At 67.3% G+C, this 16645-nt stretch carries 16 protein-coding genes; 8 read left to right on the forward strand and 8 right to left on the reverse strand.

Annotated features, from left to right (window positions below; all coding sequences use genetic code 11):
• Nucleotides 1–52: 52 nt before the first annotated feature.
• Nucleotides 53–631 carry a hypothetical protein gene (locus ABIC51_RS18910; RefSeq protein WP_175897635.1) on the forward strand — a complete coding sequence of 193 codons (579 nt, stop codon included), beginning with the start codon at nt 53–55 and terminating at the stop codon, nt 629–631.
• Nucleotides 632–689: 58 nt separating this feature from the next.
• Nucleotides 690–1235, forward strand: coding sequence for a GNAT family N-acetyltransferase (locus ABIC51_RS18915; RefSeq protein WP_175897636.1), 546 nt, complete (start codon nt 690–692; stop codon nt 1233–1235).
• On the opposite strand, the gene ABIC51_RS18920 is transcribed toward ABIC51_RS18915, so the two are convergent.
• Nucleotides 1215–2150 carry a LysR family transcriptional regulator gene (locus tag ABIC51_RS18920; protein WP_027789563.1) on the reverse strand — a complete coding sequence of 312 codons (936 nt, stop codon included), beginning with the start codon at nt 2148–2150 and terminating at the stop codon, nt 1215–1217. The genes ABIC51_RS18915 and ABIC51_RS18920 overlap by 21 nt on opposite strands.
• A gap of 149 nt (nt 2151–2299) precedes the next feature.
• Here ABIC51_RS18920 and ABIC51_RS18925 point away from each other — a divergent pair, with 149 nt between their 5' ends.
• Nucleotides 2300–3478, forward strand: coding sequence for an FAD-dependent monooxygenase (locus tag ABIC51_RS18925; RefSeq protein WP_175897637.1), 1179 nt, complete (start codon nt 2300–2302; stop codon nt 3476–3478).
• Nucleotides 3479–3501: 23 nt separating this feature from the next.
• Here the strand turns inward: ABIC51_RS18925 and ABIC51_RS18930 are convergent, their stop codons facing one another.
• From ABIC51_RS18930 to ABIC51_RS18940, 3 genes are all read right to left on the reverse strand, one after another.
• Nucleotides 3502–4848 (reverse strand): glutamine synthetase family protein, encoded by a 1347-nt coding sequence (locus tag ABIC51_RS18930; protein ID WP_060173322.1) that lies wholly within the window; start codon nt 4846–4848, stop codon nt 3502–3504.
• 151 nt (nt 4849–4999) lie between these two features.
• On the reverse strand, nt 5000–5557 hold the full coding sequence (locus tag ABIC51_RS18935) for a helix-turn-helix domain-containing protein (protein ID WP_034189364.1): 558 nt from the start codon (nt 5555–5557) through the stop codon (nt 5000–5002).
• Between the two features lie 17 nt (nt 5558–5574).
• Nucleotides 5575–6864, reverse strand: coding sequence for an NAD(P)/FAD-dependent oxidoreductase (locus tag ABIC51_RS18940; protein WP_175897638.1), 1290 nt, complete (start codon nt 6862–6864; stop codon nt 5575–5577).
• A gap of 432 nt (nt 6865–7296) precedes the next feature.
• On the opposite strand from ABIC51_RS18940, the gene codB reads away from it, so the two are divergent.
• The 3 genes from codB to ABIC51_RS18955 are packed head-to-tail and all read left to right on the forward strand — an operon-like array spanning nt 7297 to nt 10641.
• A complete protein-coding gene (codB, locus tag ABIC51_RS18945) occupies nt 7297–8592 on the forward strand; it encodes a cytosine permease (RefSeq protein ID WP_059675697.1) in 1296 nt (431 codons plus the stop codon).
• A gap of 46 nt (nt 8593–8638) precedes the next feature.
• Nucleotides 8639–9892 (forward strand): cytosine deaminase, encoded by a 1254-nt coding sequence (codA, locus tag ABIC51_RS18950; RefSeq protein WP_060086251.1) that lies wholly within the window; start codon nt 8639–8641, stop codon nt 9890–9892.
• A gap of 44 nt (nt 9893–9936) precedes the next feature.
• Nucleotides 9937–10641: a TetR family transcriptional regulator C-terminal domain-containing protein gene (locus ABIC51_RS18955; RefSeq protein ID WP_034195967.1), complete on the forward strand. Its 705-nt coding sequence runs from the start codon at nt 9937–9939 to the stop codon at nt 10639–10641.
• Nucleotides 10642–10674: 33 nt separating this feature from the next.
• Here the strand turns inward: ABIC51_RS18955 and ABIC51_RS18960 are convergent, their stop codons facing one another.
• On the reverse strand, nt 10675–11112 hold the full coding sequence (locus tag ABIC51_RS18960; protein WP_049097299.1) for a hypothetical protein: 438 nt from the start codon (nt 11110–11112) through the stop codon (nt 10675–10677).
• 335 nt (nt 11113–11447) lie between these two features.
• On the opposite strand from ABIC51_RS18960, the gene ABIC51_RS18965 reads away from it, so the two are divergent.
• On the forward strand, nt 11448–12185 hold the full coding sequence (locus ABIC51_RS18965; protein ID WP_021163683.1) for a sulfite exporter TauE/SafE family protein: 738 nt from the start codon (nt 11448–11450) through the stop codon (nt 12183–12185).
• 287 nt (nt 12186–12472) lie between these two features.
• Nucleotides 12473–13852, forward strand: a complete 1380-nt coding sequence (locus tag ABIC51_RS18970) for an amino acid permease (RefSeq protein WP_027789571.1) — start codon at nt 12473–12475, stop codon at nt 13850–13852.
• A gap of 110 nt (nt 13853–13962) precedes the next feature.
• Here the strand turns inward: ABIC51_RS18970 and ABIC51_RS18975 are convergent, their stop codons facing one another.
• The 3 genes from ABIC51_RS18975 to ABIC51_RS18985 all read right to left on the reverse strand — a co-directional run bounded on the left by ABIC51_RS18975 (nt 13963) and on the right by ABIC51_RS18985 (nt 16606).
• Nucleotides 13963–14541: an NnrU family protein gene (locus tag ABIC51_RS18975; RefSeq protein WP_322036608.1), complete on the reverse strand. Its 579-nt coding sequence runs from the start codon at nt 14539–14541 to the stop codon at nt 13963–13965.
• Between the two features lie 317 nt (nt 14542–14858).
• Nucleotides 14859–15500, reverse strand: coding sequence for a TfoX/Sxy family protein (locus ABIC51_RS18980; protein WP_354006584.1), 642 nt, complete (start codon nt 15498–15500; stop codon nt 14859–14861).
• Nucleotides 15497–16606, reverse strand: a complete 1110-nt coding sequence (locus ABIC51_RS18985) for a malate/lactate/ureidoglycolate dehydrogenase (protein ID WP_354006585.1) — start codon at nt 16604–16606, stop codon at nt 15497–15499. The genes ABIC51_RS18980 and ABIC51_RS18985 overlap by 4 nt, the downstream gene beginning before the upstream one ends.
• Between the last annotated feature and the right edge of the window lie 39 nt (nt 16607–16645).

Genomic DNA, 16645 nt, shown 5'->3' on the forward strand with positions numbered 1-16645 from the left:
CGCGGTGTGCCGCCGTGCAGGTCGCGGCACGCCGCCTTCGAAAGACACGACGATGCGGCATGAATTCTCCGAAGTCCTCAACGACCTGATCGACTGTTTCCTCGTCGGCGATCTTCTGCTGCTGAAGCGCTACAAGGAAACCCATCGGCTGCCGGACAACGTCGCGTCCGCGTTCACGACCGGCGAAAGCGGCGACAACGCCGTGCTCGAAGGCGTCGTCATTCCGCTGGCCGGTATCGAAAACCATCCGTATACGGTCATCTTCACGCTGGACGACGACACGCCCGAACTGCTGAAGGCCGGAAGCCGCCTGCAGCATCGGCGCGGCGGATACGTGCTGCGCGTCGAACACCGTTCGGTGATGCTTTACACGTGGCGCATTCTCGAGCGCTTCAACAACGAATCGGTGAACGCGCTGCTTGCGCGTTATCGCGAACCGGGCCGGCCCGTGATCGACCTCGACAACGGCTGGTATGACGTCGAAATCCTCGGTGGCGAAGTGCCGCGCAACGGCTGGTACGAACCCGCGTTCGAGTTCGTGCTGAAGCGGACCGATACGCCGGGCGATGCGTCGCAAGTGGACCTCGGCTACCGTTTCGCGATCGACGGCAGCCTGGATCCGGCGGAATGAATCCCGCGCGCGGCAACGCGGCAACGCGGCAAACGGCACACGATTCGACGAGGCACGCATGACACCGAACACGACGACGATCGACATCCGCACGGCCACCTCCGCCGACGCGCCGGCCATCGCCGACATCCACGTCGCAGCGTGGCAGGCGACCTACACGGACATCATGCCGGCGGCGTTCCTCGCCGGCCTGTCGGTCGAGAAGCGCACGGCCTCGTGGCGCTGTACGTTCGACGCCGGGCGGCCGCACGTCGCACTCGCGGTGTCGGTCGCAGACAACACGCCGGCAGGCTGGATCGCCTATGGTCCGACACGCGACACCGACAAGGATCGTGCGTGGGGAGAAATCGAAGCGATCTATCTGCATCCGTCGTATTGCGGCCAGGGGATCGGCGCGGCACTGGTCGACCATGCATGCCGGTCGTTGCACGAGCTGGGCCATGCGTGGGTATCGCTGTGGGTCTTGCTCAAGAACCGTCGGGCCAGGGCGTTCTACGAACGCGAAGGCTTCGTCGCCGAAGACGACATCAAGACGTTCGAGGTCGACGGGACGCCGATCGAGGAGGTGCGTTACTGGCGCGCGTTACCGAAGCGATCGCGTTGACGGTTTCGCCTCCTCCACCGCCAACCGCGCCTGCATCATCTGCAGCAACTCGCGGATCTTCGCGTTGACCGAATTCCGGCTCGCATAAGCGGCAAGCAGTTCCAGCGGCGCCGGCGCCATCTCCAGCGGCACGCGTACCAGCCGCCCCTCGGCCAGCTCGACCGCGCACGCGCGCTCGACGAGTATCGCGAAGCCGATTCCGTTCACCGCGGCCAACCCAGCCATCTCGCCGCTGTTGACGCGATACCGGCTCGCCACGGAAATCTTGTGAATCCTCCCGTCGCCGTCGGCGAACTGCCACGGCTGCCCTTTCAGCGTGCTCAACGTCGTGATGCACGGCAGTTGCCCGAGCTGTTCCGTCCGGGTCGGCAACCCGACCCGCGCGACGAGCGACGGCGCTGCCACGACGACGCTCGGCAAACTCACGAGCGGCCTGACGACGAATGCGCTGTCGTCCAGCCTCCCGCGATTGACGATGATCGACAGGTCGATATCGTCGCGCAGCGTCGACACGCCGGCGAGGCTCGTATCGCAGTCGATTTCGACGCGCGGGTGGCGGCTCGCGAATTCCGCGACGATCGGCCCGAGCATGCGCGGCCCGATTTCGCCGGGCACGCAGAGCTTCAGCACGCCGCGCAGCTCCGTCTGCTGCGAGGTCAGTTCGGATTCGGCCTGCGTCAGCGCATCGAGCATCGGTCGCGCGCGCTCGTGCAGCAAACGCCCGGCCTCGGTCATGCGCAGGTGCCGCGTACTGCGCTCGAGCAGCCGCACGCCGAGCCTCGACTCCAGTTGCGCCACGTGACGGCTCACGTTGGAACCCGGCATCTCGAGCACGCGCGCGGCGCCGGCGAAGCTGCCTTCGTCGACGACTGCCACGAACACACGCACCGCATTCAGATCCAGCTTGCTCCGCATCATTAGCCCATTTCAGGTATCAAAGCGTGCCGATTTTCACGGCTTATCCCGCCGGAGACCATAATTTACGATGCTCATCCCGTCAATGCGACGCCGATGCGCAACTCCGCGCCCCGGCGAGCACGCGTACGACACAAGGAAGGAGCACGATGGAAATCGCCATTCTGGGCGCCGGCGTTGCCGGCATGAGCACCGCACTCGCACTCGCGGGGCTCGGCCACCGGATCCGGTTGTACGAACGCCGGCCGTCGGAATCGACGATGGGCGCGGGCGTCGTGCTGTGGCCGAATGCCGGCTTCGTGCTCGAGCAACTCGGCCTGCTGCCGGACATCGTCGAGGTTGGCGGCCACCTGCACGCGATGCGGCGCATCGACCGGCATGGCACCGCGCTCAAGGCTACCGATATCCGCGCACTCGACCGCCGCATGGGTTTCCCGACGTGTTCGATCCTGCGGCGCGACCTGCAGGCCGTGCTGGCACGGCACCTCGCCGCGCGCGGCATCGACGTCCGCTTCGGCCACGGTGCGACGGCCATCGAAACCGGAACGGACGGCCGCGCCGTCGTTCACTTCGACAATGGCACGACGATCGCCCCCGATCTCGTGATCGGCGCCGACGGCCGCATGAACTCCGTCGCGCGACACTACGTGGTCGGTCACAACGCGCCCGTCTACCAGGGATTCGTCAACTGGATCGGTATCGCGCAAAGTGATGTGCCGCTGGTCGACGAGGTGTCGGTATTCGACTATTGGGGCGTGCGCGAGCGCTTCGGCATCGTCGCGCTCGACCGGCATCGGATGTATTGGGCCGCGGCATGGCCCGAAGCCGATCCGGGCGACGCGACGGAAAGCGATCCCGCGGCGATGCTGGAACGGCGCTTCGCTGCGTGGCCGGCACCCGTCGCGAACGCGATACGTGCGACACCGTCGGACGCGATCACGAAGATCCGCGTGCACGATCTCGATCCGGTCGACGTGTGGCATCGCGGCAACGTGCTGATGATCGGCGATGCCGCTCACGCCCCGCTACCGACCTCCGGACAAGGCGCTTGCCAGGCGCTCGAGGACGCGTGGCATCTTGCCCGTTGTCTCGACGAGCACGGGGCAGGCAACGACAGCGACCTCGATGCGGCGCTCTCGTCTTTCACGCTGCGGCGCCGCCCGAAAACAGCGGCGATCACCGAGCGTGCACGCGATTTCGCGCACCTGCTGTTCGGCGACGGCGTGGCCGAAAGCGCTCGACACCAGATCGACCCGCTCGCGGAAATCGAGGCCCTGACGAGCGCGTGGGGCGCGCACCTGCCGATGGAGCAGATGCGCGGACGATAAGACGCGCGCGCGGCAGCATCCGCTCACAAGAACCACCGATACTCCCGCGCGCCGATTTCATTGCGAAAATCCAGCTCCTCCTGCCGCTTGTTTTCGCAATACACCATCACGAACTCGCTGCCGAGCCCTTCGCGCACGGCCGGATGATCCTGCATCGCCGCGACGGCCGACAGCATCTCCTTCGGGAAATCGATCCCGCTGCCGCGATCCTCGTTGAGCGGCGCGATCGGCTCGATCCGTGCATCGAGCCCATGCTCCATCCCGGTGAGAATCGCGGCGAGCACCAGATACGGGTTCGCGTCCGCGCTCGCGAGCCGGTGCTCGATCCGCAGGTTGCGCGCATCCGACTCGGGAATCCGGATGCACGCATCGCGATCCTCGAAGCCCCAGCTTGCGCGGCTCGCCGCATTCACCATCGATCCGTAGCGCCGGAACGCGTTGTGATTCGGCGCGAACACGGGCATGCAGTGCGGCAGCACCGCGAGGCATCCGGCCACCGCGTGCCGCAGCGGCCGCTGCCCGTCCGCCGCGAGCAGGTTGCGCCCGGCATCGTCGTAGAGGCTCACGTGCACGTGCATCCCGCTGCCCGGCGCATGCAGGTACGGCTTGCCCATGAAGCTCGCGCGATAGCCGTGCTTCAACGCGACGCCGCGCGTGCTGCGGCAGAACAGCGCCGACCAGTCGGCCGCGCGCAACGCATCGTCGGTGTGGCCGAAATTGATCTCGAACTGGCCGGGACCAAGTTCGGCCGTGATCACCGTCGCGTCGACGCCCTGCTCGCGCGCGGCCTCGACCATCTCGTGCAGCACGTCGGAGAAGCGCGACAGGCGCTCGATATGCATGTTGGGCTGATCGTCGCGATCGTCGCTCAGGCGGTCGCGCGGATATTGCGGCATCCCTTCCGCGAGCTGCGCGGCGAACAGGTAGAACTCGAGCTCGAATGCGACGACCGGCCGGATGCCGCGCGCCGCGAAACGCCGCAGCACGCGCGCGAGCACCTCGCGCGGCTCGAACTCGATCGGCGAATCAGTGCCGTCGGAGCTGATCAGCATTTGCGCGAGCGGCTGCCGCTCCCAGCGCACGGGCTTCAGCGTGCCGGGAATCAGCCGGCGCGGCGCGTCCGGGTCGCCGTCGTTGAAGCAGTAGTCGCCGATCTTGTAGAGGCCGCCCTGCGTGCCGAGCAGCACGCAATTCTGCGGCAGCTTCAGCAACGAGCCCGACGCGACCTTTTCGAGCGCGTCGATCGGGTAGCGCTTGCCGTAGAAATGCCCGGGCAGGTCGAGGCAGATCAGGTCGACATAACGGATCTCGGGGTGCGCCTGCCGGAATGCGCGGACTTCACCGACCAGCGCGGGAACGACGTCAGCCATGTCTCATCCTTTCCATGTCTTGTATGGCGGTGCCGCAGCGCGGCGAACCGGATTCACGCGCATGCATCACGTCGCATGCATCATCTCGATCAGTACTGCAAACAGGCTGCTTGGCGGGGCGGCCCGTCATGCCGCCCGCCCCGCCGACCACTCAGGTGAATACCCAGATCACGCGCGTCGGCACGTCGGTCAGGTTGGCATAACGGAAGCGCTTGTGCGCGGGAAGCTGGAATGCGTCGTTCGGGCCGAGCGTGACGGGTGTGTCGTCGCCGTCGATCCAGATCGTCAGTTCTCCTTCGAGCACGAAACCGCCCTGCTCGTCGCTGTCGTCGACGGGCCGCTCGCCGCTGCTCGCGCCCGGCGCGAGATGGCTTTCGAGGATCGAGAAACGCGAGCGCATGTTCGGCGACACGAGGATGTCGGTAATGCCGGCCGCGTAATACACGGTGCGCCGCTCGTCGGGCCGCGTGACCCACGGCACGCTGCGCGGCTTGCTCAGGCTGTAGAAATAAGTGGTCGGCACGCCGAGCGCCTCGCCGATCGCGGTGAGATCCGCGACCGTCGGGCGCGACAGCCCGCGCTCGACCTGCGACAGAAAGCCGACCGAGCGGCCGATCCGTTCCGCGAGATCGTTGAGCGTGACCTTGCGATGCTTGCGCAGGTCGCGGATCAGGATCGCCAGGCTTTCTATCTCTTCCTGTTCGTTCATGGTGGGTTCCGGTGCAGTCAAACGGTATCGCGCAGACGGTACCAGGCCTTGCCGACCGCTTCCAGCGGCGCGGCGAGCCGGTCGCCGCCGGGGAAGCGCGGGTTGCGGATGCGCTGGTACTGCGCAAGCAGGCGTTCGTCGCCGAGCACGGCGTCGGCCACCGCGCGCGCGCCCGCGAGCGTCGGCAGCACGCCGTGCCCCGAGAAGCCCTGCAGCCAGAAACGCTGCCCGAGGCGGCCGATGTCCGGCGTGCGGCGCATGCTGATGTCGATATGGCCGCCCCACGCGTAATCGAGCGGCACGCCGGCCAGTTGCGGAAACACGCGTTCGAGGTGCGGGCGCGTGGCCGCCGCGATATCGGCCGGAATGCCGCCGAGATACGTGCAGCCGCCGCCGAACAGCAGCCGGTTGTCGGGGCTCAGCCGGAAATAGTCGGGCACGAACTGGTTGTCGATCACGCAGCTGTTCCGCGGCAACAGCGAACGCGCGACGTCGGGCGCGAGCGGCGCGGTCGCGACCTGGTAGGTGCCGACCGGCAACAGCCGGCGCGCGAGGTCGCGATCGAGCCGGTCGACATACGCGTTGCAGGCCAGCACGAGGACGTCCGCGCGCACTTCGCCGCGCGCCGTGCGGGCGACGTGGCTCCCGGCCATTTCGCGGCAGTCGAGCACGCGGCTCTGCTCGAAGATGCGGCCGCCCGCGCGCTCGATCGTCCGGGCGAGGCCAAGCGCGAGCTTCAGCGGGTTCAGGTGGCCGGCCTCGGGATCGTAGAGCGCCGCGAGATAGCGCGAGCCGCCGATCCATTCGGGCATGTCGGCCCGCTCGATCACGCGCAGCCGGTCGTAGCCCCAGCGCTCGGCCGCTTCGTCGCGGGCCTGCGCGAGCATCGCGACGCGGCGCGGCCGCACCGCCGCCCACAGGCTGCCGGGCCGATAGTCGATGTCGAAACCATGCCGCCCGGGCAGTTCCCGCACCTCGGTCGCGGCCCAGCGCATGCTGTCCCACAGCAGGCGCGCGCCGTCGCGGCCGAGCGAATCCTCGAGCGGCTGCATGTCGCACGACCAGCCGAGCAGCGCCTGCCCGCCGTTGCGGCCCGACGCGGCCCACGCGACGCGGCTCGCTTCGAGCACGACGACCCGCTTGCCGGCGAGCGCAAGGCGCAGCGCCGTATGCAGCCCGCTGAACCCCGCGCCGACGACGAGCACGTCGGCGTCGATGCGCTCGTCCAGTTCCGGACGATGCGGGATCGGCTCCGGATACGTACCGGCGTAGTAGCTTGCGACGTGACGGTCGGACTGCACGAACATGCGGACTCCCGTGAAATTCTTGCCGAGAAATTTCATGAAAAACTAGCATGACAATTTCACGGGAGCAAGCGGGAGGGAAAATCGCCGATTGGTCTGACGAATCGAGGCCACGTTCTTTCCCGGTTGAATCCGGCGATCCGCCGGGATCGGCGCTTCGACTCGATCGATGCACCGGTCACGTCGACCCCGGTTACATCGGTTCACGCAATCACTTCGCCCCCAGCGCCCCCGGGCGATCAACCCCGGCACGCTTTCCCGGCAGCCGCTTCGCGACCGCCACGCACACGCCAAATTTTTACGCTTGTAAAAATTTTGGCCAGAGAGAATGACGCGCTGAAAACAGAAACAGGAACAGAAACAGCCCGTCCGCTGCCCATGACGGGCCTCCGCAACCTCCTTCAGCCCACAACCCGATCGCCCACGGAAAACGAGATGCCCACAAACCAGGATGCACGCCCGACTGCCGGGTCGAACCACGGGGAATTCGCGCTGAGCGAAGTCCCGCTCGAGAAACGCACCGGCTTTCTATCGATCACGATGGTGCTGCTGAGCTTCACGTTCTTCACCGGGACGATGTTCGCCGGCGGCAAGATCGGCGTCGCCTTCGATGTCGTCAGCATGATCCAGATCGCCGTGATCGGTAACCTGCTGCTCGCCGCCTATGCGGCGTCGCTCGCGCTGATCGCCGCGCGCAGCGGCCTGAATGCGGTGCTGATGGGGCGCTTCTGCTTCGGCGAAGTCGGCAGCAAGCTGTCCGATTTCCTGCTCGGCTTCGCGGAACTCGGCTGGTACGCGTGGGGCACCGCGACGGTCGCCATCGTGCTGGTCAAGCTGCTCGGCTGGCCCGCGTCGGTGACCACGCCGTTGATGATCCTGTTCGGCTTCGGATTCTCGATCACGGCCATCATCGGCTATCGCGGCATGGACGTGCTGTCGCGCGTGTCCGTGCCGTTGATGTTCGTGCTGCTGATGACGTCGATGTGGATCGCCACGCGCGATATCGGCGGGTGGGCCGGCCTCAAGCACGTCGTGCCGACGCATCCGATGCAGTTCTCGGCCGCGGTGACGATGGTCATCGGCACCTTCGCGAGCGGCGCCACGCAGGCGACCAACTGGACGCGCCTCGCCCGCAGCGCGCGCAGCGCCGTATCGGCCAGCATGATCGGGTTCTTCGCGGGCAACGGCCTGATGATCGTCGCGGGCGCGTACTGCGCGATCGTCTATCAGCAGGCCGACATCGTCGAGGTGATGATGCTGCAGGGCCTGTCGATCGCGGCGGTCGTGATGCTGTGCCTGAATCTCTGGACCATCCAGGGGCCGACGATGTACAACGTGGCCGCCGCCGGCTGCCACCTGCTGCGCACCGAACGGCGCCGCACGCTCGTCCTCGTGGGGGCGGCGATCGGCATCGTGCTCGCGGTCGGCGGGATGTACGAGCTGCTGATCCCGTTCCTCGTGCTGCTCGGCTCGATCATTCCGCCCGTCGGCGGCGTGATCATGGCGGACTACTGGTACCGCCATCGCGGCGCCTACCCGTCGCTTGCGACCGCCCGCCTGCCGCGCTTCAACCTGGTCGGCCTGGCCGCCTATGCGATCGGTGCGATACTCGCCTACACCTCGCCGTGGATCGCGCCGATCGTCGGCATCGCGGCGTCCGCCGCCGCGTACATCGTGCTGCTGCAGGTTGCCCGCGCGTTCTCGCGCGAGCCGTCCGTCCAGGGCGAATGATTCCGCTGCGCGCCCTTCCGGCCCCACTCGAACGACAGGAACCCACATGAAGATCATCAACGCCAGATTGCGCGGCCGTAGCGGCCTCTTCACGATCGACCTCGATGCGGACACGATTCGTGCGATCGACCTCCAGCCGTCGCCGCTGACGCCGCAAGGCAACGACGTCATCGATGCCGGCAGCAATCTCGTCATCCCGCCGCTGGTCGAGCCGCATATCCATCTCGATGCGACGCTGACCGCCGGCGAACCCGAATGGAACATGAGCGGCACGCTGTTCGAAGGCATCGAGCGATGGGGCCAGCGCAAGGCCACGATCACGCACGACGACACGAAAGCCCGCGCGCACACGACGATCGGGATGCTGCGCGACAACGGCATCCAGCACGTGCGCACGCACGTGGACGTCACCGATCCCACGCTCGCGGCGTTGAAGGCGATGGTCGAGGTCAGGGAGGAGGCGCGCGATCTCATCGACCTGCAGATCGTCGCGTTTCCGCAGGAAGGCATCGAATCCTTTGACAACGGCCGCGCGTTGATGGAGCGCGCGATCGAGATGGGCGCCGACGTCGTCGGCGGCATTCCGCATTTCGAGAACACGCGCGACCAGGGCGTGAGCTCCATCAAGTTCCTGATGGATCTCGCGGAGCGCAAGGGCTGCCTCGTCGACGTCCATTGCGACGAAACCGACGATCCGCAATCGCGCTTCCTGGAAGTGCTCGCCGAGGAAGCGCGGGTACGCGGGATGGGCAAGCGCGTCACCGCGAGCCACACGACCGCGATGGGCTCCTACGACAACGCTTATTGCTCGAAGCTGTTCCGGCTGCTGAAACGCTCGGAGATTCATTTCATTTCGTGTCCGACCGAAAGCATCCACCTGCAGGGGCGTTTCGACACCTACCCGAAACGGCGCGGCATCACGCGTGTGGCGGAGCTCGATCGCGCCGGCATCAACGTGTGCTTCGGACAGGATTCGATCAAGGACCCGTGGTACCCCGTCGGCAACGGCAACATCCTGCGCATTCTCGACGTGGGCCTGCACGTGTGCCACATGCTCGGATACGAAGACCTGCAGCGGTGCCTCGATTTCGTCACCGAGCACAGCGCGAACGCGATGTCCCTCGGCGACCGGTACGGCCTCGCCGTCGGGCGGCCGGCCAATCTGCTGATCCTCGACGCCGATAGCGACTACGAAGTGATTCGCAAGCAGGCCAGGGTGCGTACGTCGCTGCGCGGCGGGAAGGTCATCATGCAGCGCGCGCCGGAACACATCACCTATCCCGAAGCGAACGCGCGTTGAGCGGACGGCGGCTCCGGCCCGACATGCCGGTGGAGGATCGAGCGATGAACCCGTCCGCGCCGACCGCAGAACCGCCCGCCCGGCCACCCGGCCGGCGGGAAGCGCTGCGCGATACCCTCGAGGCGGCCATTCTCGCCGCCGCCGAGGAATCGTTTTCCACGTATGGATTCGAAGGGAGTTCCGTTGCGGCGATCGCGGCGGCGGCCGGCCTGTCGAAGCAGAACCTGATGTACTACTTCCCGACGAAGCTGGCGCTCTACAGACGCGTGCTGGACGACGTCCTGCGGGACTGGCTCGGCAGGATGCGGGAGTTCGCGGCGCCCGAGCGCGAGCCGGCGGAAGCGATGTCGGCCTATATCCGCGCCAAACTCGAATTTTCCCGGAACCGCCCGCATGGATCGCGGGTGTTCGCGCTGGAGATCATCGGCGGCGCGAAGACCTACGGAAAGGAGATCCGCAAGCAACTGATCCCGGTGCTGCGGGACGACATCCGGGTGCTCGAACGCTGGATCGACGAAGGCAAGGTCCGGCAGGTCGATGCCGAGCACCTGTTCTTCCTGATCTGGGCAGCGACGCAGTCGTATGCGGATTTCGCGTCGCAGATGCTGCTGGTGCTCGGCAAGCGCGCGCTGGGGAGCGACGATTTCGACGCGGCCTATCGCACGATCTCGGACCTGGTGCTCCGGGCGCTGATCACCGAAAACGGCAACGGCGGCCTGAGCGCCGCCGTTGCCGTTCGCGCACGGTAACCCGGCGCCATCGGAGGCGTCGGGAACCGCCGGTCAGTCGTTGTGCTTGTGGTGCTTCTTTTTCTTGTGCTTGCCGCCGCGATAGTAATCGTCGGAGCGCGAGTTGTTGCGCGACACGTGGCCGCCCAGCGCCGCCCCCGCGCCGCCGCCGACGGCCGCGCCCACGAGCCCGCCCGCCGTGCCGCCCATCGCGTGGCCCGCCGCGGTGCCCGCGCCGCCGCCCAGTGCGCCGCCGACGATGGCGCCCGTGCGTTCGCGCTTGTTCGACGTCACCGCGCCGCCTGCGCCGCCGCCCACGGCCCCGCCGATGATCGCGCCCGTGCTCCCGCCGACCGCGTTGCCGACCGCCGCGCCCGCGACACCGCCGAGCGCGCCGCCCAGTGCGTTGTTCGTGTCACCTGCCACGGCAGGCGCCGAGACCGCCACCATCGCGCCGACCATCGCTGCCATTCCGGCCCATTTCTTCAGCATCTGTCTACCCTCGCCACTTTTCGAGATATCGATGCGCGAATTTAGCACCTTTCCGGTAAACCTATCGTAATGAAGCGTTAAATCCCGCTTTCCATGGCGATCTCCCACGCGAGCGGACATGCGTCGTCCGGGTGTCGCCGCCGGGATTGCAATCGGCGCGGCCGCCATCGACGGGCCGCGCAACAGCGCGTCGACACACCACGACCTGCACCGCATCGCGCAGAACGCCCGGCCTGCCTTCCTGCGTCCGCGATCCTGCATTACCATCGAGCGTCCGCCGCGCCTGCCCCGCCTCCGGCAAGCGGGCCTCCAGTCACCTCCCCGTTCGCGCACCCATGCTCGCTCTCGTCATCCTCGCCGGCCTGTGGGCCGGACTGCAGAACACCCTCGCGGGCGGCGGCTCGTTCGTCACACTGCCCGCGCTGATCGTGTCGGGCATGTCGCCGCTCTCGGCGAACATCACGTCGACGGTCGCGCTGTTTCCCGCTCAGGTCACGACCGGCTGGGCGAGCCGCAACATGGTGCGCGGCGTCGGCAAGCTGTCGTTTCGGGCGATGTTCGCGATCAGCGTGGTCGGCGGCGCGCTCGGCGGACTGCTGTTGCTGAAGACGCCTTCGTCGATCTTCTCGCGCCTCGTGCCGTGGCTCGTGCTGTTCGCGACGATCGTATTCGCGTGGGGCAGCTTCTTCCGCAAGCCGGGCGAAGGCACGGCCCACCTCGGCACCGTCCCGGCCGCGTTCTCGCAATTCATGATCGCGATCTACGGCGGCTACTTCGGCGGCGGGCTCGGCTTCCTGATGATGGCCGTGCTGACGATGGCCGGCCTGTCGCCGCGTCACGCGATGTCTACGAAGAACGCGCTCGCAGGCGTGATGAACGCATCGGCCGTCGTGCTGTTCCTGACGTCGCCGCACCTGCACTGGGGCAAGGCGCTCGCGCTCGGCGGCGGAGCGATCGTCGGCGGGCTGCTCGGCACGTGGGCGCTGCATCGCGTGAACGAACGCGTGCTGCGGATCGGGATCGTCTGCATCGGCGCATTGCTGACCATCGGGTTGTTCGTCAAGCCGATCTGACCCACGCACACGCTTGTCGCCGCCACGGCAATTGATGAGCAAACCGCAAGACGTCTTTCTCATATCTCGTTTGCGGTGACGGCAGTGTCCGCCCACAATCCGGGTTGCCGTCGTCATCGCCCTCTCGCGGGCACCGACCGGTACTTCGCGGCCGCCATTCCGACTCACCGCCGGCGGCCCGGCACATCGCGTCACACACGCTCCCCCGACATCGGCGCCCCTGCGGCGGCAGAACGTTGCCGCCGCTGCCCGATGCGTTCCCGGCCAACAATAACTAGAGGTAGGAGATGCAGGACAATTCTTTGAGGCAAAGCCTCAAGCAACGGCACATCACGATGATCGCGCTTGGCGGCGTGATCGGCGCAGGCCTGTTCGTCGGCTCCGGCGCGATCATCGCGACCGCCGGCCCCGCGGCGATCCTGTCGTACCTGATCGGCGGCGTGATCGTCACGCTCGTCATGTTCATGCTCGGCGAAATGGCGTCCCGCAATCCCGACAGCGGCTCGTTCTCCACCTACGCGAGCAGCTATCTCGGCGAATGGGCCGGCTTCGCGGTCGGCTGGCTGTACTGGTTCAAGTCGATGATGACGATCACCGTCGAGGCGATCCTGCTCGGCGCGATCCTCAACGATTTCCTGCCGTGGCTACCCGTGTGGGCCGGCGCGCTGTTCATGCTCGTGACGCTGATCGCGAGCAACGCGTACTCGGTGCGCTCGTTCGGCGAAGCGGAATACTGGCTGTCGTTCGCGAAGGTCGCGACGATCGTCGTGTTCATGGCGCTCGGCGCATCGATCCTGCTCGGCTTCCAGCCGCGCATTCCGGCGCCCGGGCTCGTGAACCTCACGGATCACGGCGGCTTCATGCCGAACGGCATTTCGCCCGTGCTTGCCGGCGTGATGGTCGTGATCTTCTCGCTCGGCGGCAGCGAAATCGCGGCCGTGGCGGCGGGCGAATCCGAGAACCCGGGCAAGAACGTGATCCGCGCGATCAAGAGCGTGATCGTGCGCGTGATGGTGTTCTACGTCGGCTCGGTGTCGATCCTGATCCTGTGCATGCCGTGGACGGACAAGGCCAACCTGAAATCGCCGTACGTGTCGCTGTTCGGGATGGCGGGCTTCACGGGCGCGGCCGTCGCGATGAAGATCGTGCTGTTCGTGTCGTTCATGTCGGTGATGAACTCGTTCCTGTTCTCGAACTCGCGCATGCTGTTCTCGCTCAGCCAGCGCGGGCACGCGCCCGCGATGTTCGGCCGTACCAACGCGAAAGGCGTGCCGATGAACGCGCTCGTGCTGTGCCTCGCGATCTGCGTATCGATCCTCGGCGTTCACTTCGTGAGCGGCGGCGACCTGTTCCTGATGCTCGCGAAGAGCAGCGGCGCGTTCGTGATGATCGTGTGGATCTTCATCATCGTCGCGCACTTCGCGATGCGCCGGCAGACGAAGCACGAGCGACGCGACCCGGCGGCGTTCCGCGCGTGGTTCTATCCGGTGTCGAACTGGGTCGCGCTGCTGGCGCTCGTCGCCGTGCTCGGCTCGCAGGCATTCAACCCGGATTCGCGCTTCCAGTTCTGGTTCACGGTATCGACGGCGCTCGCGATCGTCGCGGCGTATTTCCTGCGCCGCAAGCCGGCGCAACTCGGCGAAACGGCCGGCGCGAAGCTGCGCTGACCGTTGCCCTCGGCCGGCGGCGCGCTGGCCGGCGCCGCTCGGCCAATCAGTTGCTCAACCGCTTGGCTTCTCGGCCGCTCAGCCGCTCAGCCGCTCAAGTGCCTGGCGGCTTAGCCGAACGGCCGCACGCCGATCAGCCAGCCGTGCAGGAACAGCGCGAAGACAGCCCAGACGACGAGCCCGGCCACGATCGCCACGACGTCGCCCGACAGCCTGCCCGCCGGATAACGAACGCCTTCGCGGCGGTCGCGCGCGCGCCACACGACGAAATCGACGAGCGACCAGACGAAGAAGGCGCCGAACAGCACGACGGCGTGCAGCGTGCCGTTCGCGAGCAGGTGCGCGATCGCCCAGACCGCCACGCCGGCCACCATCGGATGGCCGACGAGCGTCTTGATTCGGTTGCCGGGCACGTAGGAGGCGGCGATCAGCACGAATGCGATCGCGGTCAGCATGCCGGTGAGGTGGCGCACACCGGCCGGCGACACCCACAGCAGCGTCGCGCCCTGGCGCGCGATGCCGTAACCCCAGACGATCAGCACGAAGCCGACGATCGATGCGATCGCATAGGGGCCCTTCCAGCCTTTCTCGCCGATTCGCTCGATCGTCGCCGACCGCCAGCCGTCCGCGACGATCCGGATCGAGTGAACACCGAGGAAGATCGCTAAACCGAGAATCAGGACGAGCATCGGTTGTCTCCGTCTGGAATGATGAGTGGGGAAGCGTCCCGCGCGGCATACGATGCGCCGTTCGTTGGAGCCGGCGGCGAGGCCGGCGCGGGTCGCGCCAGTCACGGGTGCAACCCGCGCCGATCATAAACGCCGGGGCCGCCGTTGTGAAGCACGGGGGATGTGCGGTGCGGCAAGCCGCATGACTTTACGCACCTGCGCGGGTGTACCGCCTGGCACCCGTCATGCGCCGCGCGTCGCGCGAATCGCCCCGACACGTTCGAGATCGAAAGAAAGGAAAGCGAAATTTGTGAAGGTGTCGCTTCGCTCGACCGGCATCAGGTTTGCTTGCGCTTCGCCGGTGGTTTAGTTGCTGGTTTCGCTGTCGGTTTCGCCGTCGGTTTCGCCGTCGGTTTCGCCGTCGGTTTCGCCGTCGGTTTCGCTGCCGGTTTCGCCGTCGGTTTCGCCGTCGGTTTCGCTGCCGCCTTTGCCGCTGGCTTGGCCGCCGGTTTCGTTGCCTGCTTCACTGCCGGCTTTGCCGCAGACTTCTCCGCCGGCTTCGCTGCCGCTTTCGCCACCCGCTTCACCACCGGCGCCACCTCCGGCACCGGCTTCGCCGCCGCCCTCGTCTTTCGCTTCGGCGGCCCCGCCAGCAGCGCCGCGCGATACGCGCTGCGGCACCAGTCGAACAGCGCACCCGCATCCTCGAGCACGTCGGCCGGTGTTTCGTAGTAGCCCTCCAGCGCGACGGTACGCGTGGGCCTCGCATACGAGAACGGCCCCATCCCCGCCGCGACGAACGCCGGACGGTTCACGTCGTCGACACGCAGGAACAGCGACCCGCGCGACATGAAGCCGAACATCACGCCATCGAGCCGCATCGCCGCCCCGCTGAAGAACCGCGCGACCTCGACCTTGCCGAGCGGCGCGAGCTGATACGCGATCTCCTCGCCGTGTGCCTTCTCCGATTGCCAGCTCATGCACGCTCCGTGCAACGCTGCGTCCACGCGTCGAGCGCCGCGTCGTCGAAGCCGACCGCCGCCGCGCTCTCGCGGATCTGCCGCCACGTCGCGCGATCGACCGGAATGCCGCCGGCCCCGCGCGCCGCGCGGCTCGTCTCTTCCGGCTCGCCCGGCACCTGTACCGGCGCGTCACCGGCCTGCGGCGACGCCTTGGCCCATGCGACGAACGCATCGGCTTCACGCTCCGCATCGGCCGCATCGAATGCCTTCGGGTCGATCAGCACCGACAGCATCCCGTTGACGATCGCGCTCGTCTTCTGCAGCGTGTCGCCGTAGGTCGTATGCCCGCCGACGAGCGCACCGCCGAAAATCTCGCACATCGCCGCCAGCGCGTACCCCTTGTGCAGCCCGAACGGCAGCAGCGCGCCGAACGGCCGCTCGTGCATCACGGCCGGATCGTCGGTCGGCTGGCCGCGATGGTCGATCAGCGACCCGGCCGGCACGCGCTTGCCCTGGTTGTGCGCGACGCGCGTCTTGCCGTACGCGATCGCGCTCGTCGCGAAATCGAGCAGCAGCGGCGGCCTGCCCGCACGCGGATACGCGGCGCAGAACGGGTTCGTGCCGAAGCGCGGATCGGTGCCGTGCAGCGGCGCGACCAGCAGGTCGCCCGGCACGTTGACGAAATGGAACGACACGAGCCCCGCGCGCGCGCACTGCTCGGCCCAGTGTCCGATGCGGCCGAGATGATGCACGTCGCGCAACCCGATCGCGCAGATGCCCATGCGCCGCGCACGCTCGATCCCTTCGACCATCGCCTCGAACGCGATCACCTGGCCGAAGCCGCGCCCGCCGTCGATCGTCAGCACCGCGCCGCCGTCGCGGACGATCGACGCGTGCCCGTTCAGCTGCAACTGCCCTTCCCGCCACGACGCGACGTAGTTCGGGATCATCCCGACTCCGTGCGAATCGTGGCCCGCGAGATTCGCACCGACCAGGTGATCGGCGACGAGCCGTGCCTCCCGCTCGCTGCTGCCGGCCCGTTCCCAGAGTGCCGCGACGAATGCATGCAGCGGTTCGGCGCGCATGCGCAGCGGTTCGGTATCGGGCGTCGGCAAGGCGGTCATCGGCAAGGTTCCGTCAGGTCGGGTCGGGCAGTCGTGGCG

It is taken from the genome of Burkholderia sp. 572 (assembly GCF_040545135.1).
GTDB classification, from domain to species: domain Bacteria; phylum Pseudomonadota; class Gammaproteobacteria; order Burkholderiales; family Burkholderiaceae; genus Burkholderia; species Burkholderia cepacia.